Annotated in this window: 23 protein-coding genes; 22 read left to right on the plus strand and 1 reads right to left on the minus strand. The window is 37.2% G+C overall.

What is annotated here, in order from left to right:
* The first annotated feature begins 54 nt into the window (after window positions 1–54).
* From GJU32_RS14995 to GJU32_RS15020, 6 genes are all read left to right on the plus strand, one after another.
* The gene (locus GJU32_RS14995; protein WP_155592768.1) at window positions 55–696 is read left to right on the plus strand and encodes a FadR/GntR family transcriptional regulator; all 642 of its coding nucleotides are present in this window, start codon (window positions 55–57) and stop codon (window positions 694–696) included.
* A 24-nt stretch (window positions 697–720) separates the two neighbouring features.
* Complete coding sequence (gene accD, locus GJU32_RS15000; protein ID WP_155592769.1) at window positions 721–1,578, plus strand: acetyl-CoA carboxylase, carboxyltransferase subunit beta; 858 nt, start codon at window positions 721–723, stop codon at window positions 1,576–1,578.
* Window positions 1,571–2,527 carry an acetyl-CoA carboxylase carboxyltransferase subunit alpha gene (locus tag GJU32_RS15005; protein ID WP_155592770.1) on the plus strand — a complete coding sequence of 319 codons (957 nt, stop codon included), beginning with the start codon at window positions 1,571–1,573 and terminating at the stop codon, window positions 2,525–2,527. Before accD ends, GJU32_RS15005 begins: the two co-directional genes overlap by 8 nt.
* Before the next feature lie 325 nt (window positions 2,528–2,852).
* A complete protein-coding gene (gene pfkA, locus GJU32_RS15010) occupies window positions 2,853–3,812 on the plus strand; it encodes a 6-phosphofructokinase (protein ID WP_155592771.1) in 960 nt (319 codons plus the stop codon).
* Window positions 3,813–3,838: 26 nt separating this feature from the next.
* Window positions 3,839–5,599, plus strand: coding sequence for a pyruvate kinase (pyk, locus tag GJU32_RS15015; protein WP_155592772.1), 1,761 nt, complete (start codon window positions 3,839–3,841; stop codon window positions 5,597–5,599).
* Window positions 5,600–5,815: 216 nt separating this feature from the next.
* Complete coding sequence (locus GJU32_RS15020; protein WP_155592773.1) at window positions 5,816–6,205, plus strand: FxsA family protein; 390 nt, start codon at window positions 5,816–5,818, stop codon at window positions 6,203–6,205.
* On the opposite strand, the gene GJU32_RS15025 is transcribed toward GJU32_RS15020, so the two are convergent.
* A complete protein-coding gene (locus GJU32_RS15025) occupies window positions 6,189–7,154 on the minus strand; it encodes an AI-2E family transporter (RefSeq protein WP_196426712.1) in 966 nt (321 codons plus the stop codon). The genes GJU32_RS15020 and GJU32_RS15025 overlap by 17 nt on opposite strands.
* A gap of 251 nt (window positions 7,155–7,405) precedes the next feature.
* On the opposite strand from GJU32_RS15025, the gene citZ reads away from it, so the two are divergent.
* From citZ to GJU32_RS15105, 16 genes are all read left to right on the plus strand, one after another.
* Window positions 7,406–8,521 carry a citrate synthase gene (citZ, locus tag GJU32_RS15030; RefSeq protein ID WP_155592775.1) on the plus strand — a complete coding sequence of 372 codons (1,116 nt, stop codon included), beginning with the start codon at window positions 7,406–7,408 and terminating at the stop codon, window positions 8,519–8,521.
* Window positions 8,522–8,600: 79 nt separating this feature from the next.
* Window positions 8,601–9,863, plus strand: coding sequence for an NADP-dependent isocitrate dehydrogenase (gene icd, locus GJU32_RS15035; RefSeq protein WP_155592776.1), 1,263 nt, complete (start codon window positions 8,601–8,603; stop codon window positions 9,861–9,863).
* A gap of 178 nt (window positions 9,864–10,041) precedes the next feature.
* Entirely contained in the window at window positions 10,042–10,980 is a 939-nt protein-coding gene (mdh, locus tag GJU32_RS15040; RefSeq protein WP_155592777.1) for a malate dehydrogenase, read from the plus strand.
* A gap of 234 nt (window positions 10,981–11,214) precedes the next feature.
* Window positions 11,215–11,655, plus strand: coding sequence for a MaoC/PaaZ C-terminal domain-containing protein (locus tag GJU32_RS15045; RefSeq protein ID WP_155592778.1), 441 nt, complete (start codon window positions 11,215–11,217; stop codon window positions 11,653–11,655).
* Window positions 11,656–11,707: 52 nt separating this feature from the next.
* Window positions 11,708–12,424 (plus strand): response regulator transcription factor, encoded by a 717-nt coding sequence (locus tag GJU32_RS15050; RefSeq protein ID WP_155592779.1) that lies wholly within the window; start codon window positions 11,708–11,710, stop codon window positions 12,422–12,424.
* Window positions 12,421–13,956 (plus strand): two-component system histidine kinase PnpS, encoded by a 1,536-nt coding sequence (gene pnpS / locus GJU32_RS15055; protein ID WP_155592780.1) that lies wholly within the window; start codon window positions 12,421–12,423, stop codon window positions 13,954–13,956. The genes GJU32_RS15050 and pnpS overlap by 4 nt, the downstream gene beginning before the upstream one ends.
* 363 nt (window positions 13,957–14,319) lie before the next feature.
* Window positions 14,320–14,688, plus strand: coding sequence for a CidA/LrgA family holin-like protein (locus GJU32_RS15060; RefSeq protein ID WP_155592781.1), 369 nt, complete (start codon window positions 14,320–14,322; stop codon window positions 14,686–14,688).
* Window positions 14,685–15,398 carry an LrgB family protein gene (locus tag GJU32_RS15065; protein ID WP_155592782.1) on the plus strand — a complete coding sequence of 238 codons (714 nt, stop codon included), beginning with the start codon at window positions 14,685–14,687 and terminating at the stop codon, window positions 15,396–15,398. Before GJU32_RS15060 ends, GJU32_RS15065 begins: the two co-directional genes overlap by 4 nt.
* Window positions 15,399–15,700: 302 nt before the next feature.
* Window positions 15,701–16,663, plus strand: a complete 963-nt coding sequence (gene hflK, locus GJU32_RS15070) for an FtsH protease activity modulator HflK (RefSeq protein WP_155592783.1) — start codon at window positions 15,701–15,703, stop codon at window positions 16,661–16,663.
* Window positions 16,663–17,673: a protease modulator HflC gene (gene hflC / locus GJU32_RS15075; RefSeq protein ID WP_155592784.1), complete on the plus strand. Its 1,011-nt coding sequence runs from the start codon at window positions 16,663–16,665 to the stop codon at window positions 17,671–17,673. The genes hflK and hflC overlap by 1 nt, the downstream gene beginning before the upstream one ends.
* A gap of 185 nt (window positions 17,674–17,858) precedes the next feature.
* Window positions 17,859–18,275, plus strand: a complete 417-nt coding sequence (locus GJU32_RS15080) for a DNA polymerase I (RefSeq protein ID WP_155592785.1) — start codon at window positions 17,859–17,861, stop codon at window positions 18,273–18,275.
* A gap of 89 nt (window positions 18,276–18,364) precedes the next feature.
* The gene (locus tag GJU32_RS15085) at window positions 18,365–18,646 is read left to right on the plus strand and encodes a hypothetical protein (protein WP_155592786.1); all 282 of its coding nucleotides are present in this window, start codon (window positions 18,365–18,367) and stop codon (window positions 18,644–18,646) included.
* Window positions 18,647–18,650: 4 nt separating this feature from the next.
* Complete coding sequence (gene polA, locus GJU32_RS15090; protein WP_155592787.1) at window positions 18,651–21,278, plus strand: DNA polymerase I; 2,628 nt, start codon at window positions 18,651–18,653, stop codon at window positions 21,276–21,278.
* Between the two features lie 12 nt (window positions 21,279–21,290).
* Window positions 21,291–22,163: a bifunctional DNA-formamidopyrimidine glycosylase/DNA-(apurinic or apyrimidinic site) lyase gene (gene mutM, locus GJU32_RS15095; protein ID WP_155592788.1), complete on the plus strand. Its 873-nt coding sequence runs from the start codon at window positions 21,291–21,293 to the stop codon at window positions 22,161–22,163.
* A 13-nt stretch (window positions 22,164–22,176) separates the two neighbouring features.
* Complete coding sequence (gene coaE / locus GJU32_RS15100; RefSeq protein ID WP_155592789.1) at window positions 22,177–22,770, plus strand: dephospho-CoA kinase; 594 nt, start codon at window positions 22,177–22,179, stop codon at window positions 22,768–22,770.
* A 206-nt stretch (window positions 22,771–22,976) separates the two neighbouring features.
* Window positions 22,977–23,999: a glyceraldehyde-3-phosphate dehydrogenase gene (locus tag GJU32_RS15105; RefSeq protein WP_155592790.1), complete on the plus strand. Its 1,023-nt coding sequence runs from the start codon at window positions 22,977–22,979 to the stop codon at window positions 23,997–23,999.
* Window positions 24,000–24,029: the final 30 nt, after the last annotated feature.

Raw genomic sequence — 24,029 nt, forward strand, 5'->3', positions numbered from 1 at the left:
TAGAGTCAACGTAAAAAGTGGTCAGACCACTTTTTGATAAGGGGAGTTAGTCGTATGGATAAAAAAACCGAACAAAAAAAAGTGTTTTTAGAAATCGTCCAACAACTACGTCAACTCATTAAAATGGAAAAAATTCAAGCAGGTGAAAAGCTACCTTCTGAACGAGTGCTATCTGAGCGTCTAGGTGTCGGGCGATCCTCTGTGCGAGAGGCTTTGCGAAGCTTAGAATTGCTAGGGCTTATTGAAACAAGGCATGGTGGCGGTACTTTTCTTGCGTCCACACATAAGCATCAGCTTGTAGAAATACTGTCGATGTTTATATTAGAAGATGAAAAATCAAAAAAAGATGTCGAATTAACGCGACAGATTCATGAAATGGAAGCAATTCGCGTAATAAGTTGTACAGAGATTCTTCGCACACTACCTGTGTGGGATAGTTTTTTTGTGAAACTAGAAATAGAAGGTATGGTTAATTGTCGAGATGTTTTGCGAGAATTATTAATCACGACAGGTAATCGTCTTTCATTAAAAATCTGGTTTCAATTAGCAGCTTATGATGGCGACCGTTTAAATCGAAACTCAACAGAAGATGAAAAACTAATCATTCAAACGATGTTGAAATCGATGCAGCTTGGTTACGAAAAAGAAGCATTAAAAGCTTTTGAGCAGTGGATGAGTACTGTACAAAGCATTTAGACAACAACAAAGGGGGAGTCGAACATGGCAATACGCAGCTTATTTAGTGGTAATCGAAAAAAGAAAGAGGACGGACAAGAAAAGGCGTTTCCAGAAGGATTAATGACAAAATGTCCTGAATGTCGTCACATTCAACTTACAAAGGAATTAGAAAAAAATCATAAAGTTTGTACAAAATGTAATCACCATTTCAAAATGACTGCTCAAGAACGTGTAGAATATTTCTTAGATGAAGGCTCATTCGAATCAATGGATGATCATTTACAAACAGGTAATCCCCTAAATTTCCCAGCGTATGTGGAAAAAATTTCAGCTGACCAAGAAAAGACAGGTTTGAATGAGGCTGTACTAACAGGTGTCGGTACTATAGATGGAGTAGAGATTGTTGTAGCGATTATGGATTCTCACTTCCGCATGGGCTCAATGGGCTCAGTTGTGGGTGAAAAAATCACACGTGCAGTGGAAAAAGCGACAGAACTAGGTGTACCATTTATCATCTTTACTGCTAGTGGTGGCGCACGAATGCAAGAGGGTGTACTGTCATTAATGCAAATGGCAAAAACGAGTGTGGCTTTAAAACGCCACAGTGATCAAGGTTTATTATTCATCTCAATTTTAACGCATCCAACAACGGGTGGAGTTTCAGCAAGTTTTGCCTCAGTTGGTGATATAAATATTGCAGAACCACAAGCATTAATTGGCTTTGCTGGTCGTCGTGTTATTGAAGAAACAGTAAGAGAAAAACTGCCAAGCGATTTCCAAACAGCAGAGTTTTTATTAGAGCATGGTCAACTTGATGCAATCTTCCATCGCAAGGATTTACGTAAACAAGTTTCACTACTTGTAAAAATGCATACGAAAGGCGGCGTGCAACATGTCTAAAACTTTAGCATTTGAAGAACCAGTCGTACAACTACGAGAAAAAATTGATGAATTGAAAACAATTGCTGCAGAAGCAGATGTAGATATGTCCGGTGAAATCGAGAAGCTTGAAACACGTTTATCGCAGTTAGAGCAATCGATTTATGCCAATATGAAGCCTTGGGACCGTGTGCAAGTTGCAAGACATCCAGAAAGACCTACAACTTTACAATATATTGAAGCAATGTGTGAAAATTTTATTGAATTGCATGGAGACCGTACGTTTGGTGATGACGCAGCGATTCTTGGTGGAATTGCCATTTTTGAAGGGCAGCCAGTAACTATTATTGGACACCAACGTGGTAAGTCCACAAAAGAAAATATACGTCGTAATTTTGGTATGCCTCATCCTGAGGGCTATCGAAAAGCCTTACGTTTGATGAAGCAAGCTGAGAAATTTAAACGACCAATCATTTGTTTTATCGATACAAAAGGTGCTTACCCAGGTAAGGCTGCTGAAGAACGAGGACAAAGTGAAGCGATTGCTAGAAATCTTGTTGAAATGGCAGGCTTAACTGTACCCGTTATTAGTATCGTAATTGGTGAAGGTGGAAGTGGTGGTGCACTAGCATTAGGCGTAGCAAACCGTGTCTTTATGCTAGAGAACTCAACATATTCCGTTATTTCTCCAGAAGGAGCAGCATCCATTTTATGGCGTGATGGTAGCCTTGCTAAGCAAGCGGCTGAGGCAATGCGTATAACAGCACCAGATTTAAAAGAGCTTGGTGTAATTGATGGCATTATCCCTGAAATTATCGGTGGTGCGCATCGGAATGTAGCGAAACAAGCTCTTTCTATTAAAGAATGCATCAGTACTACACTTCATGCATTAAATTCTCTAAATGGAGAACAATTAATTGAAGATCGTTATGAAAAATTTAAAAGAATAGGACAATATACAGAAGCGTAAACTTGTTTGTCCGTATCAAATAAATGTTCTCACTGGATTGTGAATGAAAAATTAAAGTATAAAAAATTGCTCGTAAAGAGACAAAATTTGTATCTTAACATATTAAAAAGCTATAAAAATAAAAGAAGATAGTAGCGCCATTTTAACGCCAGACTTCTTGAAAAATTGTTAGATTTAGGATGTTTTTGGGTGGAAAGAGTGTGTGAAAGCGCATTCTTTTCATTTTTTATGTAAAAGTTATGTTTTTGTATCCTCAGAACCCTTACATAGTTTGTTTTTTCATGTTAATGTGAATAATAATAGTAACTGCAGGAGGTTTTCGACAATGAAAAAAATTGCTGTATTAACTAGTGGTGGAGATGCGCCTGGAATGAACGCAGCTATTCGAGCAGTCGTTCGTAAGGCAGCATTTCATGGAATTGATGTTGTCGGAATTAAGCATGGTTATGAAGGCTTAGTAAAAGGTTATATGGAAGATCTTGATTTAGGAGCAGTTGGTGGTATTATTCAGCGAGGTGGTACGCATTTAAATTCCGCAAGATGTCCAGAATTTAAAGAAGATGCTGTCCAGCAACGGGGTATTGAAAATTTACGAGCTGCTGGAATTGAAGGACTTGTTGTCATTGGTGGTGACGGGTCTTATCGAGGTGCTATGGATTTAGTGAAAAAAGGTTTCCCTGTTGTAGGTGTACCAGGAACAATCGACAATGATATTCCAGGAACGGAATATACGATTGGCTTTGATACTGCTCTCAATACAGTTGTAGAATCCATTGATAAAATCCGAGATACAGCTACATCCCATGAAAATTCTTTTATTGTTGAGGTTATGGGGCGCGATGCAGGTGATATCGCCTTATGGGCAGGTCTTGCTGCTGGTGCTGAAACTGTCTTAATTCCAGAAGAAAATTATAATTTAGATGATATTGTCGCACGCTTAGATCGTGGGGCAGCACGTGGTAAAAAACACAGTATTATTATTGTTGCAGAAGGTGTCATGTCTGGAAATGAGCTGGCAAAGCTAATAAAGGAAAAAACAGGGAAAGAAACACGTGTTTCAGTGTTAGGTCATATTCAGCGCGGTGGTTCACCAACAGCTCGCGATCGAGTATTGGCAAGTCAATTTGGCGCACATGCAGTTGAATTACTAATGGAAGGCAATGCTGGCCGAGCAGTAGGCATTCGCAATCATCAAGTCATTGATTATGATATGCCTGAGGCTTTTGAAAAAAATCATGAGGCAGATGTAAGCCTTTATACACTAATGAAAGAACTATCAATATAATTTGTTATAAAACGGAGTGGGCAAAAATGAGAAAAACAAAAATCGTATGTACAATTGGACCTGCAAGTGAGTCACCAGAAACTTTAGAAAAATTAATTGAAGCAGGTATGAATGTAGCCCGCTTGAATTTTTCACACGGATCTCATGAAGAACATGCGGGACGTATTAATTTAATTCGTGAAGTTGCACAAAAATTAAATAAACCAGTAGGAATTTTACTTGACACAAAAGGTCCAGAAATTCGTACACATAACATGAAAAATGGCGAGCTTCACTTAACAGCAGGCCAAGTGATTGATATTTCAATGACAGAAGTAGAAGGTACTGAGACAAGCTTTTCTGTCACTTATGAGCGTTTAATTGAAGATGTTGAACAAAACTCAATTATTTTACTTGATGATGGTCTTATTCAATTACGTGTCTTAGCAACAGATATGGAAAAAGGGTTAATTCATACGATTGTTGAAAATACTGGTGTCCTAAAAAATAAAAAAGGTGTAAACGTACCAGGGGTTTCTGTACAGCTTCCAGGTATTACAGAAAAAGACGCACAAGATATTTTATTTGGTATTGAACAAGGCGTTGATTTTATTGCTGCTTCATTTGTTCGTCGTGCAAAAGATGTTCTTGAAATTCGCGAATTACTTGAACAAAATGACGGTGGTCATATTCAAATTATCCCGAAAATCGAAAACCAAGAAGGTGTCGATAATATCGACGAAATCATCCTAGTGTCTGATGGGTTAATGGTTGCTCGTGGAGACCTTGGTGTGGAAATTCCAGCCGAGGAAGTACCACTTGTACAAAAGAAATTAATTTTAAAATGTAATCAAGTAGGCAAACCGGTTATTACCGCAACACAAATGTTAGATTCTATGCAACGTAACCCACGTCCTACACGTGCAGAAGCAAGTGATGTAGCAAACGCAATTATTGATGGAACAGATGCCATCATGTTATCAGGTGAAACTGCTGCGGGTCTTTATCCAGTGGAATCGGTACAAACGATGAATAAAATCGCACAACGTACTGAGAATTCATTAGATTATAGATCAATTATTTCTGCACGCAGTCGTGAAAAAGAAGCAAATATGACAGAGGCTATTTCTCAAGCAGTAGCTTATACATCCATCAATTTAGGTGTAAAAGCAGTATTAGCTCCAACTGAAAGTGGTAATACAGCAAGAATGATTGCAAAATATCGACCAGGAGTGCCGATTGTTGCAGTGACAGGCTCTACAAATACAGCACATACATTAACATTAGTATGGGGTGTGTACCCAATTGTTTGTCAACGAGTGACAACAACAGATGAAATTTTAGAACTAGCTGTTGATGAAAGCTTGAAGTATGGTTTCGTTACACATGGAGATGCTGTTGTTATTACAGCAGGTGTGCCAGTAGGTGAGGCTGGTACAACAAACTTAATGAAGGTACACATTATCGGAGATTTACTAGCTCGTGGCCAAGGGATTGGAAAAGCCTCTGTTGTAGGTAAAACAGTCATTGCCAAAAATGCTGCTGAGGCACTTGCCTACGATACTGAAGGTTGTATCCTCGTAACAGTTGGGTCAGACCGCGATATGATGCCTGCATTAGAAAATTGTATTGGTTTAATTACTGAAGAAGGTGGTCTAACTAGTCATGCAGCAGTTGTTGGACTAAGTCTTGGTATTCCAGTAATCGTTGGCGTAAAAGAAGCAACAACATTAATACGTCATGGTCAAGAGATCACAATGGATGCAGAAACAGGTGTTATTTACAAAGGGCATGCAAGTGTTCTTTAACTATTAACAAAAAGCTCTAGTGCGGTTTGTTGTACTAGAGCTTTTTAATAAAGGTTGTACACACTCTACTTTCTTACCTTTTATGGAAACTTCTTTTTTCTATTAATAACGATGGCTTGCTTGCTCTTTGAATAGGTGTATTCATTTTTTTATGAAACTTAATGGGCTATAATAACGTATAAAAGGTAGAGCTTTTCAAGTAGAAAGGGGAAAAATATGCGAAAAATTTTTCTTGGTTTCGTTGTCTACGCATTAGCCGAATTGGCGTTATTAATAGTCATTGGACAATATATTGGTGTTTTAAGTACATTATTGCTCATTATTGCAACGAGTGTTATTGGCATTTATGTAATGAAGAATAAAGGTATGAATTCTGTTCAAAATGTAAAACATACAATGTCACGTGGAGAGGCACCAGGAGAGGCCTTGGTTGACACATTATTAACTTTTAGTGGTGGTATACTTTTAGCATTACCAGGATTTTTAACAGATCTTGTTGGTTTACTACTACTCATGCCATTTTCACGAAAAATGTTCCAACCCGTTGTCTATTACTGGATGCGTAAAAAAATGAAAAAAGGTCAATTTATTATCGTTCAAAGATAGAGTTTTCCTTTAGCTTCACTGCTAAAAATAAAAAGATAGGGCTAAGTAAGATTCCATAAAAGCCAAACAATAGAATAGAGGCAGCGCTGATGAAAAATGTATGGAATGTACGCAGTTGAAGCGTGTTGGACCAAAGCATTGAATCGGCTAGCTGCCTCGTTAATTGTACAAATAAATACAGCAGTAAAATGGCAACACATAAAAAGGTATTACCGTTGAAATAAAAATAAATGCTCATTGGTACAAGAAAAACGCCGATTCCGAAAAATGGTAGCACATCTGCAAATGCAACGATAAATGCTTTAATGATAGCTTGTTCAAACTGGAGGATCATAAACCCTGCACAGAGGATGAGTAAGGTAATCGTAAATAATTGAAATTCCACAAATAAGAAATAATGAAATAGTTGCATGATTTTAGCAAAATGTGATTGCCACTCATGGCGATATTTCTTTGGCACATATTGAAAGAACCAATATCGTGATTTACGTGTTTCTAATAGAGCAAAATAATAAGCAACCAAAAAGATAAATACCTCAATTACATGCTTCATCAATAATTGGAACAGATCTGCTGTGTATACGATGATAGAATCAAAAATGGACAGCGACTTTTCTTTTAACACTTGTACAAACATGGATTCATATTCACTAAAAAGAGGGAAATTTTGTAGTGTATCTCGAATTTCTGGAAAGATGACAATAATACTGTTAATGGATATGACTACAAGCAGAAAAATACAGGTTAATATGAATACTTCCACAATAATTGCTGCGATCCAATAGGCGATCCTACAATATTTATGTAAAAAATGTATTATAGGATACGTTGAAAATGATAAAAAAATTGCAAGTGAAACAGGTAATACAAACCAAAGTATGACTAAATAAAAAATAAAAAACAAAACACTTGTAGTTCTTTCGTATGAAAAGTACTTTAAATTCCTCATTTTTACAAATTCACCCCAAACCAATTGATAAATTAATGTCAAAATATACAAAAAAATCTCTTTAGGACAATTTTATAGTCGTTCGGACGTCTTTTTCTTTATTTGGAGGATTTTCATTCACAAAGCTGTCAAAAATGATTATAATAGCAATGTAAGCGATTTACTTAATGGTTCATATGAGCAAAATCCGTAAATGCAACATAAAAAAAACGCATTTGCAACAAAATATAAATATGAGGGAGCGATAATTTATGTCAGCAACTAAAGGTTTAGAAGGTATCGTAGCAGCGGAATCTAAAATCAGTTCAATTATCGATGACACACTTACATATGTTGGTTACAACATTGATGATTTAGCAGAAAATGCGTCATTCGAAGAGGTAATTTACTTGTTATGGCATACTCGTTTACCAAAAGAGGACGAGCTAGCTGAATTAAAACAACAATTGGCAGACAACATGTCAATTCCGCAGGCAGTTATCGACCAATTCAAAACATACCCACTTTCAACTGTACATCCAATGGCTGCATTGCGTACTGCAGTATCTTTACTTGGTGTATTCGATGAAGAAGCGGATGTTATGGATCCAGAAGCAAACTACCGCAAAGCAATTCGTCTACAAGCTAAAATTGCTACAGTAGTAACTGCATTCTCACGTGTGCGTAAAGGTTTAGAGCCAATTGCACCGAAACCAGAACTAGGATATGCTGCAAACTTCTTATACATGCTAAAAGGCGAAGAGCCAGCAGCTATTGAAATTGAAGCATTTGACAAAGCATTAGTGTTACACGCTGACCATGAATTAAATGCATCTACATTTACTGCACGTGTATGTGTAGCTACATTATCAGACGTTTATTCTGGTGTAACTGCAGCGATTGGTGCATTAAAAGGACCACTTCATGGTGGAGCAAATGAGCAAGTTATGAAAATGTTATCTGAAATCGGCTCACTTGATAATGTTGAATCTTACATTCAAAATAAATTAGACAACAAAGAAAAAATTATGGGCTTCGGTCACCGCGTATATCGTAAAGGCGACCCTCGTGCACCACATTTACGTGTAATGTCTAAAAAATTAACTGAACTAACTGGTAAACCAGAGCTTTATGAAATGTCAGTTAAAATCCATGACATGATCGTAGAACAAAAGAAATTACCTGCAAACGTAGATTTCTTCTCTGCGTCAGTGTATGATTCTTTAGGTATTGATCATGACCTGTTCACACCAATTTTTGCAGTATCTCGTACTTCAGGTTGGGTGGCACACATCCTTGAGCAATATGCAAACAACCGCCTAATCCGTCCACGTGCTGAGTATGTTGGACCAGGCATGCAAAAATATATTCCAATCAGCGAGCGCTAATTTGGAAAATATGCTAGAATGTTTGGGACTGTGTTAGCATTAACACAGTCCTATGATTATGAATTTAGGAGGCAACAGAATGTCAAACAAAATTGTAGTTGAAAATGGCGTACTTAATGTACCAAATAATCCAGTAATTCCTTTCATCGAAGGTGATGGAATTGGTCCAGATATCTGGGCTGCAGCATCACGCGTAATCGACGCTGCTGTAGAAAAAGCTTATAACGGTGAAAAGAAAATTGAATGGTTAGAAGTTTTAGCTGGTGAAAAAGCATTTAACCAAACTGGTGAATGGTTACCACAAGAAACTTTAGACAAAATTAACGAATACTTAATTGCAATCAAAGGTCCTCTTACTACGCCAATCGGTGGTGGTATCCGCTCTCTAAACGTAGCATTACGTCAACAACTTGACTTATATGTATGCTTACGTCCAGTACGTCACTTTGATGGAGTGCCTTCTCCAGTTAAACGCCCAGAAGACGTTGACATGGTTATCTTCCGCGAAAACACAGAAGACATCTATGCTGGTATTGAATTCGAATCTGGCTCAGAACAAGCTCAAAAAATCATCAACTTCCTACAATCTGAATTTGGTGTAAACAAAATCCGTTTCCCAGAAACATCTGGTATCGGTGTAAAACCTGTATCTAAAGAAGGTACTGAGCGTTTAGTACGTTCTGCTATCGAATATGCAATCAAACATAAACGCCCATCTGTTACTTTAGTTCATAAAGGTAACATCATGAAATTCACTGAAGGTGGATTCAAAAAATGGGGTTATGAATTAGCTGAAAAAGAATTTGCTGATCAAACTTTCACTTGGAACCAATACGATGCTATCAAAGCTGACCAAGGTGAAGAAGCAGCAAACAAAGCACAAGCTGACGCTTTAGCAGCTGGTAAAATCTTAGTAAAAGATTCAATCGCTGATATCTTCTTACAACAAATCTTAACTCGTCCAACTGAGTTTGATGTAGTAGCTACAATGAACTTAAATGGTGACTATATTTCTGATGCACTAGCTGCACAAGTTGGTGGTATCGGTATCGCTCCAGGTGCTAACATTAACTATGTAACTGGACACGCGATCTTCGAAGCTACTCACGGTACAGCTCCGAAATATGCTGGTTTAGATAAAGTAAACCCATCTTCAGTATTACTTTCAGGTGTATTAATGCTTGAACACTTAGGATGGCAAGAGGCTGCTGACATGATCACTAAATCTGTTGAGAATACAATTTCTTCTAAAGTTGTAACTTATGACTTCGCTCGTTTAATGGACGGCGCTACAGAAGTGAAATGTTCAGAATTCGCTAATGAGTTAATCAAAAACCTATAATTTCCTATTCTAAAATAGGAATTATCACTAAAGCGGATGCTTTATTCTGCCGATATAATTAGGGTGAAAGTAAATTTTAATTAAATATTTACGATAAACTTGTTTAATCGAGGGAGTGAGATGTATGTCTCCTCCCTCTTTTAAAATATATAACCTAATGCTAAAGGAGCGTATTCAAATGTCTCTGAAACGTAAAAAAATCTCAGTAATCGGTGGCGGGTTTACAGGTGCTACTGCAGCATTTTTAGCAGCTCAGAAAGAACTTGGTGACGTCGTATTAGTGGATATCCCGCAAGCTGAAAACCCAACAAAGGGAAAGGCTCTAGATATGTGGGAAGCAGCACCAATACAAGGTTTTGATTCTTATGTACAAGGTACTTCTAATTATGCAGATACGGCTGATTCTGACGTAGTCATCATTACTGCTGGAGTGGCACGTAAACCAGGAATGAGTCGTGATGATCTAGTTCAAATCAATCAAGGTGTCATGAAAACTGTTTCAAAAGAGATTGCTATGCATTCACCAAATGCTACAATCCTTGTACTGACAAATCCAGTTGATGCCATGACTTACACTGTATTTAAAGAAACAGGTTTCCCTAAAAACCGTGTCATCGGTCAATCGGGTGTTCTTGATACAGCTCGTTTCTGTGCATTTGTGGCAGAAGAACTTACTATTTCAGTGAAAGACATCACTGGTTTTGTATTAGGTGGTCATGGTGACACAATGGTACCATTAACACGTTATTCTTTCGCAGGTGGAATTCCTTTAGAAACGTTAATTTCTGCTGAACGTTTAGAAGAGATTGTTGATCGTACACGTAATGGTGGAGCTGAAATCGTCAATTTACTTGGTAACGGTTCTGCCTATTATGCGCCAGCTGCGGCACTGATTGAAATGGCAGAAGCTATTATAAAAGATCAGAAACGTATTTTGCCATCTATCGCTTATTTAGAGGGTGAATATGGCTATCATGATTTATACTTAGGTGTTCCTACATTACTTGGTGCAAATGGCATTGAAAAAATCTTTGAACTGGAGTTAACGGACAAAGAAAAAGCAGCTTTAGACCAATCGGCAGATGCAGTTCGTAATGTGATGAAAATTTTAGTGTAAACCAAAATTGTCGCTGACGCTTTGCTTTCGCGCAGATAAGCAAAGCGTCTAGATTTTTTCGAGTTTACGAGTAGAAATGAACGCTGTAAGATAAAAAATGAGTAGGAATCGTTCCTACTCGTTTTTTTTATGTTCAAGTGTTTGGCAGCATAAGGTTCTTCTGCTTTTCGTTGTACTTTTAGCATAAAATTGATACTATGAATGTAGTATGATAGAAAAGGGGTTGGCGTATCTTTGCTTCAAAAAAACGGTAAACTTGGTCTCACAATCGATGAAATTACAGTTGGCGAGAAGATCCATATAACTGAAAAAATTGAAGATAGGGATCTATTGCTGTATTTAGGGCTTACAAACGATAGTAATCCGCTTTATATTCAACATGATTATGCGGCTATGACACCTTTTCAAAAACCAATTGTGCCGACAATTATGTTAAATGGCATTATTACATCAGCTGTGTCAAAATATATTCCTGGGCCAGGTGCACGAATTATTGAGCAACATTTAAAATATTTAGGACCTCTCTATCATTATGAATTGTTTGATACGCTATTAGAGGTAACAGCAGTCAATAAATACGACAATACGGTTACTGTGTCTGTACACTCATTTAATGAGCAAAAAGAGCTTGTAATTGAAGGTGTTTTACTGGTGACTCCACCACTTGCACTATAGACGTCTTGAGGTTTGAAATGGGGGTTTCAAATCACTAACGGAGGCATTATATATGACAAAAACAATTTTAGTTATTGAAGATGAATTTTCGATTGCAACATTATTGAAATATAATTTAGAACAGGCAGGCTATGTAGTTGAAACTGCTGCTGATGGTCAAGAAGGGCTTGAAAAAACAATCGACTTACAGCCAAATTTAATTCTTTTAGATTTGATGCTTCCGAAACTAGATGGTATGGAAGTATGTAAACAAATACGTCAGCAACGTATGAATACGCCAATCATTATGTTAACTGCAAAAGATGATGAATTTGATAAAGTTCTTGGTCTTGAGCTAGGAGCAGATGATTATATGACAAAGCCCTTTAGCCCACGTGAAGTGTTAGCGCGTGTCAAAGCTGTGTTAAGACGCTTTACGCAAAATGTTGTGGCAGATGATAAAGATGAGCCTCAAGAGAAAATGTATGAGTTTGGACAATTGCGTGTGTTCCCAGAACGTTTTGAAGTCTTTTTACAAGATGAGGCACTCGAATTTACACCGAAAGAATTTGAGCTACTGATCTACTTACTTGAAAATAAAAATCGTGTATTAACACGTGATCAGCTATTAAGTGCTGTATGGAAATATGATTTTGCTGGCGATACTCGAATTGTGGATGTACACATTAGTCACCTTCGCGATAAAATCGAGGAAAATAGCCGTAAGCCGATGTTTATTAAAACAATCAGAGGTCTTGGTTATAAATTTGAGGAGCCGAAAACGACATGAAATCAATGAGCAATCGCTTATTCTTGACATTCATGCTTTTACTTGGAGCGATACTAGCTGTCCTAATGATTGTTATAGGTCAGCTTTTTCCTGTTTATATCAAGCAATACAATGAACAAGCAAACACGCAAATACAAACGTCAATGGATCAAGTAATCGATGAACGCAAGATTGAATTATCTAAGGAAGATCAAGAGGCATTGTATGAGGCACAAAGTATGGAACGAGAGGATTCCTTGTTGATGTATGTGCGTGCCAGGCTCTATATAGTGCTAGCTATCCTTTTCACAATCACAGTGTTTTTAATCGCGATTATCAGTCGTTATATGATTCGTAATTTTACTGAACCGATTGATAACGTGACAGAAACGGCACTTGAGCTTGCAAAAGGGAACTATCGTGCTCGTGCCCAAGAAAATGAACATGAACGGATGATACCACTCAGTCATTCCATTAACATTTTGGCACGTAATTTACAGGATATTACGACTATACGTGAAGTAGAGGAAGAAAGACTAAAAACATTAATTGAAAATATGGGAAGCTCTCTCATGATGATTGGTCGCGAAGGGAATATTTCCATTGTGAATCGGGTATTTTTAGAGCGCTTCGGGATGCAACTTGATAATGTACAAGGAAAGGTTTTTCGTACAATTGGCTTACCGAAATCATTGGAGCAATTTATCGATCATGTATTTTTAACAGAGATGCCTTATCGACAACAAATTAAAATGGAAGTACAACAAGAGCTCTATAATAAAGAAGTGTATGGGGCGCCGGTAATTGGAGATCATGGAAGATGGCTAGGTGTTGTCATCGTTATGCATGATATTACGGAACTTGTACGTTTAGAGCAAATTCGTAAAGACTTTGTAGCTAATGTATCGCACGAATTACGAACACCTATCACATCTATTAAAGGTTTTTCAGAAACTTTACTGGACGGGGCCTATAAAGACGAAAAAATGCTGATTTCCTTTTTAGAGATTATTTATAAAGAGAGTAATCGTCTTCAAATGCTTATTCAAGACTTGTTAGAGCTGTCTAAGATTGAGCAGCATGGCTTTACTGTCAACATCATGCCAATGGGCTTACAGGATGTGCTGATTCGTGGGGCAGAGCTAACAGCGCCGCGATTAGATGAGAAAAATATGAGTTTTCAAGTAGATATCGATCGGGATGTTCAGGTTATGGGAGATGCCAATCGTGTTATTCAAATCGTTACGAATTTAATCACCAATGCTATTACATATTCTCCTGAAAACACGACCGTTTCCATTCGGTTAAAGGAAAATGAAACACATGGCATTATTGAAATAGAGGACCAAGGAATTGGTATAGAAAAGCATGAAATCGCCCGAGTTTTTGAGCGTTTTTATCGTGTGGATCGAGCAAGAAGTCGCAATTCTGGCGGGACAGGCTTAGGGCTAGCGATTGTTAAGCATCTTGTAGAGGCCCATCATGGTCGTATTCAAGTAGAAAGTGAAGTTGGAATTGGGACTAAAATGATTGTCATGATTCCGAAAAATTAACAAATCCTTTACATGAACAAAATGTTCCATTCATATTTGGGTACTATACTTGTTAGTAGAAACCCCCTATATGATTGTTAAGACGATAACCATAAAAAATCTTATATGTTAGAAGATTTTTTAATAACTGCTTTATTTTCGCCATAGAAAGAATCTACTGTCTCATTTTTAGATAGTAGATTCTTTTCTGTTTTACAGAGAAGGTAAATAGGTGTAAAGTATAGTAGCATAAAAGTTTACTATCAATCTATTGTAGATTTTTCGTTAAACGATAGCTTTTACAGTCAGTAAATCAACCTTCTTTTCAAGTCGATCATGTTTTTCTGACTGTTGAAGCAGAGAAAAAATGAGAGAAGGATGACCATGAAAATCGTCAAAAGTATCGTGCAAATCGGCTATCTTTATATCCTATTATTTATCGGAAATACTATTGCACGCTTACTTCACTTGCCGATTCCAGGTAGCATAATAGGACTTGTCCTATTATTTTTACTTTTACAGCTTCATATTATTAAGCTTGAATGGATTGAGTTAGGAGCAGCCCTATTACTAAGTGAACTCTTACTATTCTTTATTCCCTCTGCCATCGGTGTTGTTGATTATCATGCATTATTCGGTGTGCAAGGAATGAAAGTTGTGCTTGTCATTGTTGTAAGTGCGATTGTCGTGATGTTAGTAACGGGCTATACGGCGCAATGGCTAGAGCAACGAAAGAAAGGTGATACAGTATGAGCCTATTCATAGCTATAGCAAGCTTACTTGGAACAATTGCTATTTTTTATATTTGTAAAATGTTTTATAAAAAATATAAAAAAGAATGGCTAACACCTATGCTGATTACGCCTTTCGTGATTATCGTTATTTTACTCCTAACAGGCATACCTTATAAATCCTATAATACAGGAGCAAATGTCTTAACAAATTTACTAGGACCAGCAACAGTTGCATTTGCGGTTCCTATTTATAAAAATGTCAACCTATTAAAAAAACACGCATTCGAGATTTTCGTAAGTATTGCGGTTGGTTCAGCGGTTGCTATTGTGTCATCATTTATTATGGCTTTAATCGTAGGGCTAAATGATGAGCTTGTGCATAGTTTGGTACCACGTTCAGTAACGACACCTATTGCGATGGACATTTCAAATATGATTGGAGGTTCTCCTACCCTTACAGCTGTTTTCGTTATGACAACAGGGATATTAGGGAGTCTACTAGCACCAATCGTTATTAAAGTATGCCGTTTCCATAGACCTTCCTCTAGGGGGCTAATGCTTGGCATGGGTGCACATGGAACAGGTACTTCTAAAGCATTTGAATTCGGTGAGTTGGAAGGTACCTTTGCTAGTCTAGCGATGATCGTTGCCGCTTTAATAAGCATTGTATTATCCACTACTATTTTCCCAGTATTTGAACATCTAGTTATCAATATCCTGTTACCTTAAAAGGTAACGGGATTTTTTTATCTTGATACAGCGAGTGACAAACGCATGTTGTAGAAGGGAGTGCTGTTAAAAATCGCGACTTACTGTGGCAATGACGGTGTGACCAGTTAGTGGAGAGAGGGCTGCACTACGCAGGTCAGTTAACCGTTGTCACAATGAGGGAGGTTTTAGGTAGTCAGCTCGGAAAAATCTTTGCGCATTACTGCATGAAAGCGAAACATCATAAATTATATGAAAATATTTTGAAACTTTTTATAAAGGACTCCGTAAACAATAGTAATAAGCAAAAGGGAGGAACAGACATGAGTGTGAAAAAGACACTAATGATGGTTGGACTTGGAATTTTAGGTATTATTGCACTTATTACAGTTTTTACATCATGGTACACAGTGGATGAATCAGAACAAGCTGTTGTGATTACATTTGGTCGTGCCGATGATACAGTAACAAATCCAGGACTACATTTTAAATTACCTTGGCCAGTCCAATCAGTTGAAATTTTATCAAAAGAAACATTTAGCTTACAATTTGGCTATAAGCAAAATAAATCAGGTGAATTAGAAGCGTACGATGCCGAAACAAAAATGATTACAGGTGATGAAAACATTGTTTTAACAGACCTTGTTGTTCAATGGAAAATTACAGAACCTAATAAATTCCTATTTAGCTCACAAGATCCAGAAGGAATTTTACATAGCGCTACTTCGAGTGCCATTCGATCTATTATCGGAAGTTCTTCTATTGACGCAGCGTTAACAGAAGGTAAAGCTGAAATCGAAGGAAAAACACGTGAATTATTAGTTTCTCTAATTGAAAAGTATGATATTGGAATCAGTGTATTAGGTGTAAAATTGCAAGATGTAGAATTGCCAAATAAAGATGTGCGTGCAGCATTTACGGCTGTAACAGATGCACGTGAAATGAAAAATACAAAAATAAATGAAGCTGAAAAATATGAAAATCAACGCACTAATGAAGCTAATGGTGAGCGTGATGCGATTTTGTCGAAAGCAAAAGGTGCGAAAACAGCCCGTATCGAGCAAGCTCAAGGTGATGTAGCAGTCTTTAATAAACTGTATGAGCAATATAAAGGCAATCAACAAATTACACGAGAGCGTTTAATTTTAGAGACGCTTGAAAATGTTTTACCAAAAGCGCAAATTTATATTATGAATGATGATGGCAGTACGATGAAGTACTTACCATTACAATCATTACAGCCTCAGCAGCCACAAACAGAGAAAAAAGAAGGGGGCGGTAACTAATGGATCAAAAAAATAATGATCTTGACAAATTCCTCAATTTTTTATCAGGTAAAAGTAAAAAAACCGCTTCCTCTGAAGGTAACTCAGGGGAGAATGTAGTGGAAATGTCGAAGAAAGGCCCTAAAAATCCCAAGAAATACATCTCTTTAGCTGTCACATTAACAGCCGTATTTGCCCTAGCAATCATTATATTAACAAATATTTATATAGTGAAGGAATCAGAATACGCAGTTGTTCGACAGTTTGGAGAGGTTGTCAAATTTGAGCGTGAACCAGGTTTAAATATGAAAATTCCATTTATCCAAAGTGTCACAAAGTTACCAAAAAACCAAATGACATATGAAATTTCAGAAGAAGAGATTAATACAAAGGATAAGAAACGTATTATTATTGATAATTATGCTGTATGGCGTATTACGGATCCTAAGTTATTAATTTCTAATGCTGGTACGATTGAAAAAGTTGAATCACGAATGGAAGAGTTCATTTATTCAGTTATCCGCTCGGAACTTGGGCGAATTAACTATACAGAGATTATTAATGATGAGGATTCTTCAAGAGGCAGCATAAATGACGAAGTAACTGAACGTGTTAATGAACTACTATCAAACGATAAATATGGCATTGAAGTAGTAGATGTACGTATTCGTCGCATTGATTTACCAACTGAAAATGAACAGTCTGTTTTTACAAATATGATTTCAGATCGTGAATCCATTGCACAAAAGTATCTTTCTGAGGGAGATGCTGAGAAACGTCGTATTGAAGCCAAAACGGACCAACAAGTACAAGAAATGCTAGCTACAGCCAATAAGGAAGCGGCAATCATACAAGCTGAAGGAGAAGCAGAAGCCGCAAAAATTTACAATAATTCTTTCTCTCAAGATCCTGAATTTTATTCCTTATATCGCACACTAGAATCGTATAAGAAAACGGTTGGAGAAGATACAGTCATTGTTTTGCCATCGACCTCACCATATGCTAACATCTTGTCTGGTTATATAAGATAAACTGTTAATTAAAGTCGTCTCTCTAGTGAAAGAGACGACTTTTTTGTTGTTATAAAATTATAACTATCCGTTATTTCGTATTATTATATTATGAAAATAATAGAAATTTATAATTTTATATTCCCCCATCTACTATAATTTGATAGAATGATAATGTTTAAAATGAATAGTTGGGGGTAATAGCTGTGAAATTACAAATTAGCACATGGCTCCAAAATTTAGGGATAGCTTGTAGTATAGCATCGTTATTGACACTTTTCTTCGGCATATCTGATTTTTCATGGGTGACGAAGAGTGTTTATCATATACCAGTATTTTTTGTATGTATCTTTTTAGTTAGCATCTTTATTGCAGATGATGTTAGAAATCTGTTTAAAAAATTGTTTTGGTACGAAAAACGTAAGACCAAGCGTCCTATTTGGCAAGTTGGTATTGGCTTTATTTTCTTTTTAGCACAAATTAGCACAGTGATGGTATTTAATAAAGAGCTAACACAGCCACAATTGGGAGGAATGCCTTTATTTTTAGTGTTTGCCTTTATGAATGCATTTGTATTAACAGTAGTTTATGAAGAAATTTTTCATCGCACATCAAATTCATAACATGAATCAATGAGCTTTCATTCAAAGGAACTTTCTCTCTGAATGAAAGTTTTTTTGTTTTTTGTACCAAATGCAAAACGTCAGGTGCGGTGTTAATACGTAAATTATTAACATTCGCCAATATTGCCTTTATTTTATTCGCCCTGTGCGGTTGGCTTTTTGCTATGGATCGAGATGATGAAGTGACGGATAAAACCCTGAATGTGATGGATAGCTTGTTAAAAGTGACGGATAAAACCCCGAATGTGATGGATAGCTTGTCAAATGCGACGGATAGCAACTCCAAAGTAGTGAATAACCGCCTGCTTTTTTTACTTGAATTGTATTGTTATGATAAAGTAGAGGTAATAGAAGACAACGCAGGAGGATAAAATCATGACCAAAGAAAAATTACTATTATTGGACGGTAATAGTTTAGCATATCGCGCGTTTTTTGCGTTGCCATTGTTAACGAATGATAGTGGCATTCATACTAATGCTGTGTACGGCTTTACAACAATGCTACAAAGAATATTAGAGGAAGAACAGCCAACAAAAATATTGGTTGCTTTTGATGCTGGAAAAACAACATTCCGCCATGAAACCTTTACAGAATATAAGGGTGGGCGACAAAAGACACCACCAGAATTATCAGAGCAATTCCCTTATATACGAAAGCTTATTGATGCCTATGGTATTAAACAATATGAGCAAGAATTGTATGAAGCAGATGATATTATCGGGACGCTTGCTAAAGAGGCTTCATCGCAGGATATGGATGTTATTATTGTATCCGGAGACCGTGATTTAACTCAGCTTGCGTCGGAGCAAGTAACAGTCTATATTACGAAAAAAGGTATTACGGAAATAGAGATAAATACACCAGCATTTATTGCTGAAAAGTATGGTTTAAGCCCATTGCAAATTATTGATATGAAAGGTTTAATGGGAGATTCTTCAGATAATATTCCTGGTGTACCAGGTGTCGGTGAAAAGACAGCTGTAAAATTATTAAAAGAACATGGCTCCGTTGAAGCGCTATATGAGGCGATGGATACATTGAAAGCTTCTAAAATGAAGGAAAAACTTGTAGCTAATGAAGAGCAGGCCATCATGAGTAAGAAGCTGGCAACGATTTATACAGATGCCCAAATAACTGTTTCACTTGCTGACCTCGCATATAACGGACCAAATGAAGAAGAATTAATCAGTGTTTGGCGGGAACTTGGCTTTAAATCACTGCTCGATAAAAGTGATTTTGAAGTTCAACAAGAGGAGCAAGCACCTTTCGACTATGACCTTGTCCAAGAAGTGCGCCCAGCAGACTTACAGGATGTGATGGCTGTACATGTTGAACTAGAAAATGAGCACTATCATACTTGTCAGCTACTTGGGCTTGCGTTATCGGATGGAACAAAAACACAATATATTCCTTTTGAAGTTGCAGCCAAATCAGATGATCTCCGTCGTTGGCTAGAAGATGCTACAAAAATAAAATATATGTCTGATTCAAAGGCAGCTCAAGCGGCATTAAAGCGTGTAGGTATTCAATTAGCTGGTGTTGATTTCGATCTGCTTCTTGCCTCCTATATTAATAATCCAGCGTTAAGTGGAGATGATGTCGCAACGCTTGCGAAGGAACTTGGTTATCGTGATGTTCAAGCAAATGAGACGGTCTATGGAAAAGGGGCAAAACGTGCTATACCTGACATGGATCAACTTGCCCAGCATGTTAGCCGTAAAGCTTTTGCTGTGTGGACATTACAGTCAAAGTTGGAAGCATTATTAAAGGAAAATGAACAATTTGATCTTTATAAAAACTTAGAACTACCACTGGCAGCGATATTAGGTGAGATGGAAAGCGAAGGGATCACGGTTAATCGTGCTACGCTAGAGAAAATGGGACAAGAGCTTACTGACAAGCTAGTAGTGATCGAGCAAGAAATTTATGCAGAGGCTGGAGAAACTTTTAATATTAATTCACCCAAACAATTAGGTGTTATTTTATTCGATAAACTTGGGTTGCCTGTGATAAAAAAGACAAAAACTGGCTATTCTACAGCGGCAGATGTACTGGAAAAATTACAGTCAGAACACGCGATTATTGAACATATTCTGTTGTATCGTCAGCTTGGTAAACTACAATCCACGTATATTGAAGGCTTACTTAAGGAAATCCACGAAGCGGATAGTAAGGTGCATACGCGCTTCCAACAAGCTTTAACTGCGACAGGACGTTTAAGCTCCACGGATCCGAATTTGCAAAACATTCCTATTCGTTTGGAGGAAGGTCGAAAAATCCGCCAAGCATTTATACCGTCAAAAGAGGATTGGATTCTGTTTTCTGCGGACTATTCACAAATTGAATTACGAGTGCTTGCCCATATGTCAGAAGATAAAAATTTGGTAGAGGCTTTCCGTGAAGGTATGGATGTTCATACACGTACAGCTATGGATGTATTTCATGTATCAGAAGATGAGGTAGATAGTAATATGCGTCGCGCAGCGAAGGCTGTTAACTTTGGGATTGTCTACGGTATCAGTGATTATGGTCTATCACAAAACTTAGATATAACGCGTAAGGAGGCAGCAACGTTTATTGAAAAGTATTTAGCAAGTTTCCCAGGCGTTAAACAGTATATGGATGATATTGTGCAAAATGCGAAATTTAATGGCTACGTCACTACCATTTTAAATAGACGACGTTACTTACCTGATATTACGAGTTCTAACTTCAATTTAAGAAGCTTTGCAGAGCGTACAGCAATGAATACGCCAATTCAAGGAAGTGCCGCTGATATTATTAAAAAAGCAATGATTGATATGGATGCTCGACTGAAAAAAGAAAAAATGCAAGCCAAACTACTCTTACAGGTGCATGATGAATTGATCTTTGAAGCTCCTAAGGAAGAGATTGCCATGCTAGAAAAAATTGTACCAGAGGTAATGGAAAATGCTATAGAGCTTTCAGTACCGCTCAAAGTAGATTTTAATCATGGATCTACATGGTATGAAGCCAAATAAGGAGGGATTCAAATGCCTGAATTACCAGAGGTGGAAGGTGTCGTCCAGGCATTGAAGCCAAAGATTGAAGGACGTACGATTCAACAGGTTCAACTATCTGAAAGAGTCCATTTTTCATTTAGTGAGGGCAAGCAATGTATCGTTAAACAAGCAGAGCCTGATGCATTTGAATTATCTATGTCCCAAATGATGATCACCACAATTGAACGACGAGCAAAATATATTTTCTTTCATTTGTTGAAAGAGGATGTTTCATATGTCCTTGTCAGTCATTTAGGAATGACAGGCGCATGGTTTGTTGTAAATTCACCAGAAGAAATCAATGAAGCGAAGTTCCAAAAGCATATTCATGCAACATTTAAAATGGCTGATGGGGGTTACTTGATCTATTCGGATATTCGCCGCTTTGGTGAACTTCGTTTTCTGACAAAAATTGAAGATCATGCACCATTAACAAAAATGGCACCAGAGCCATTTGATGAACAAGCATGTGACTTTTTTATAACAAAATCCAAATTACCGAAATATGAAAATAAGGCGGTAAAAGAAGTAATTATGGATGGGCAAGTTATTTCGGGCTGTGGCAATATTTATGCAACGGAGGCATTGTTTGCTCAAAAAATTCACCCAGCACGCAAAATGAACCGCATTAGTGAAAAACGTAAACTGGAATTATTTCAGGAGATTGTTGCTGTCCTTCGTCAAAGTATTGAAGCGGGTGGCTCAACTATCTCTGATTATCGAAACATTAATGGGGAAGCTGGTAGTATGCAGAATCGTCTGCGAATGTATGGGAAAAAGATATGTCCAGCATGTGAAACGGCAACAAGTCAAATGGCAATTGGTGGGCGTACCTCGGTCTATTGCCCAAATTGTCAACATTAAAGGGGATTTAACGATGATTATCGGACTTACAGGAAGTATTGCAAGCGGAAAAAGTACAGTAGTTAAAATGATGACCGAACTGGGATTACCAATTGTTGATGCGGATGTTGTAGCACGAGATGTCGTAGAACCAGGTGCTGAGACATTAGCATTAATTGCTGAAAGTTTCGGACAAGCTATTTTGCTAGAGGATGGCAATTTAAATCGAACATTGCTTGGGGATATTATTTTTCATGAGCCTGCCAAACGAAAAATGTTAAATGATATTATTCATCCAGCGATCAGAAAAGAAATGTTACGTCAACGTGATGCCTATTTAGACGCAGGGTGTGAGCATGTTGTTATGGACATTCCATTATTATTTGAGAGTAAGCTCCAGCATTTTGTGGAGCGTATTATTGTAGTTTCAGTAAGTGAAGAGGTCCAGCTTCGCCGCTTAATGGAACGCAATAATTTGTCAAAAGAGGATGCATTGGCGCGTATGCACTCACAATTACCGATGTCTGTTAAAGAAAAAGGTGCACATGCGGTCATTTATAATAATGAGAATATAGAGAACACAGAGAAGCAATTAAAAAAAATCCTGACCTATTGGGATGTCATTTAATTTGTTCATTTTCGATGCGTAGTAAGTAAATCTTGCTGCGCATTTTTTTATGGAGAAACGCCATAATAAAGAATGATTTTTCAGAAAATAAGAACTTTAATATTATCAATATATAATGTTCATCTTTTTTAAAATTGTGTTATACTAATCACCGTAAAGTATATAATTAATTAATCTGAGTATGTACTCACAGGAGGATATTATAAATGACAGTATCAATTGCTATTAATGGTTTCGGACGCATCGGACGTATGGTTTTCCGCCAAGCGATCGTACAACAAGCTTTAAATATCGTTGCGATTAACGCGAGCTATCCAGCAGAAACGTTAGCACATTTGATTAAGTATGACACAAATCACGGAACATTTGAGGGTACGGTAGAACCAGCAGGCGATGCTTTAGTTGTAAATGGTAAACGTGTTCAAATTATTAGTGAGCGTGATCCGTTAAAATTACCTTGGGCTAAAATGGGTGTAGATATTGTTATTGAAGCGACTGGTAAATTTAATGAACGCGAAAAAGCAGCAATGCACTTAGAAGCTGGCGCGAAAAAAGTTATCTTAACGGCACCTGGTAAAAACGAGGACGTAACAATTGTTTTAGGTGTAAATGATGATAAACTTGATATTGCTAAACATGATGTTATTTCGAATGCTTCTTGTACAACAAACTGTTTAGCGCCAGTAGCAAAAGTATTGAATGACACATTTGGTATTGAAAATGGCTTAATGACAACAGTTCATGCTTATACAAATGACCAAAAGAACTTAGATAACCCACATAAGGATTTACGTCGTGCACGTGGATGCGCACAATCAATTATTCCTACATCTACAGGTGCTGCAAAAGCATTGAAATTAGTTTTACCTGAATTAGAAGGTAAAATTCACGGTATGGCACTTCGTGTCCCAACACCAAACGTATCTTTAGTTGACCTTGTAGTAGATTTAAATACTGAAGTAACAGTTGATTCTGTTAATGCTGCATTCGTAAAAGCTGCAACAGAAGGACCAATGAAAGGCATTTTAAACTTCTCTGTTGAACCATTAGTATCTGTTGATTACAACACAACGACTTACTCATCGACAGTTGATGGACTTTCTACAATGGTAATGGGCAACCGTAAAGTGAAAGTACTTGCTTGGTACGATAACGAGTGGGGTTACTCTGCACGTGTTGTAGACCTTGTGAAAAAAGTAGCCAATGCTTTAGAAACTGTTAACGCGTAATAATTTTATAGAGAGCACATTGAAATCTAA

Origin of the sequence: Lysinibacillus cavernae (genome assembly GCF_009724685.1) — a bacterium.
Lineage (GTDB): Bacteria > Bacillota > Bacilli > Bacillales_A > Planococcaceae > Lysinibacillus > Lysinibacillus cavernae.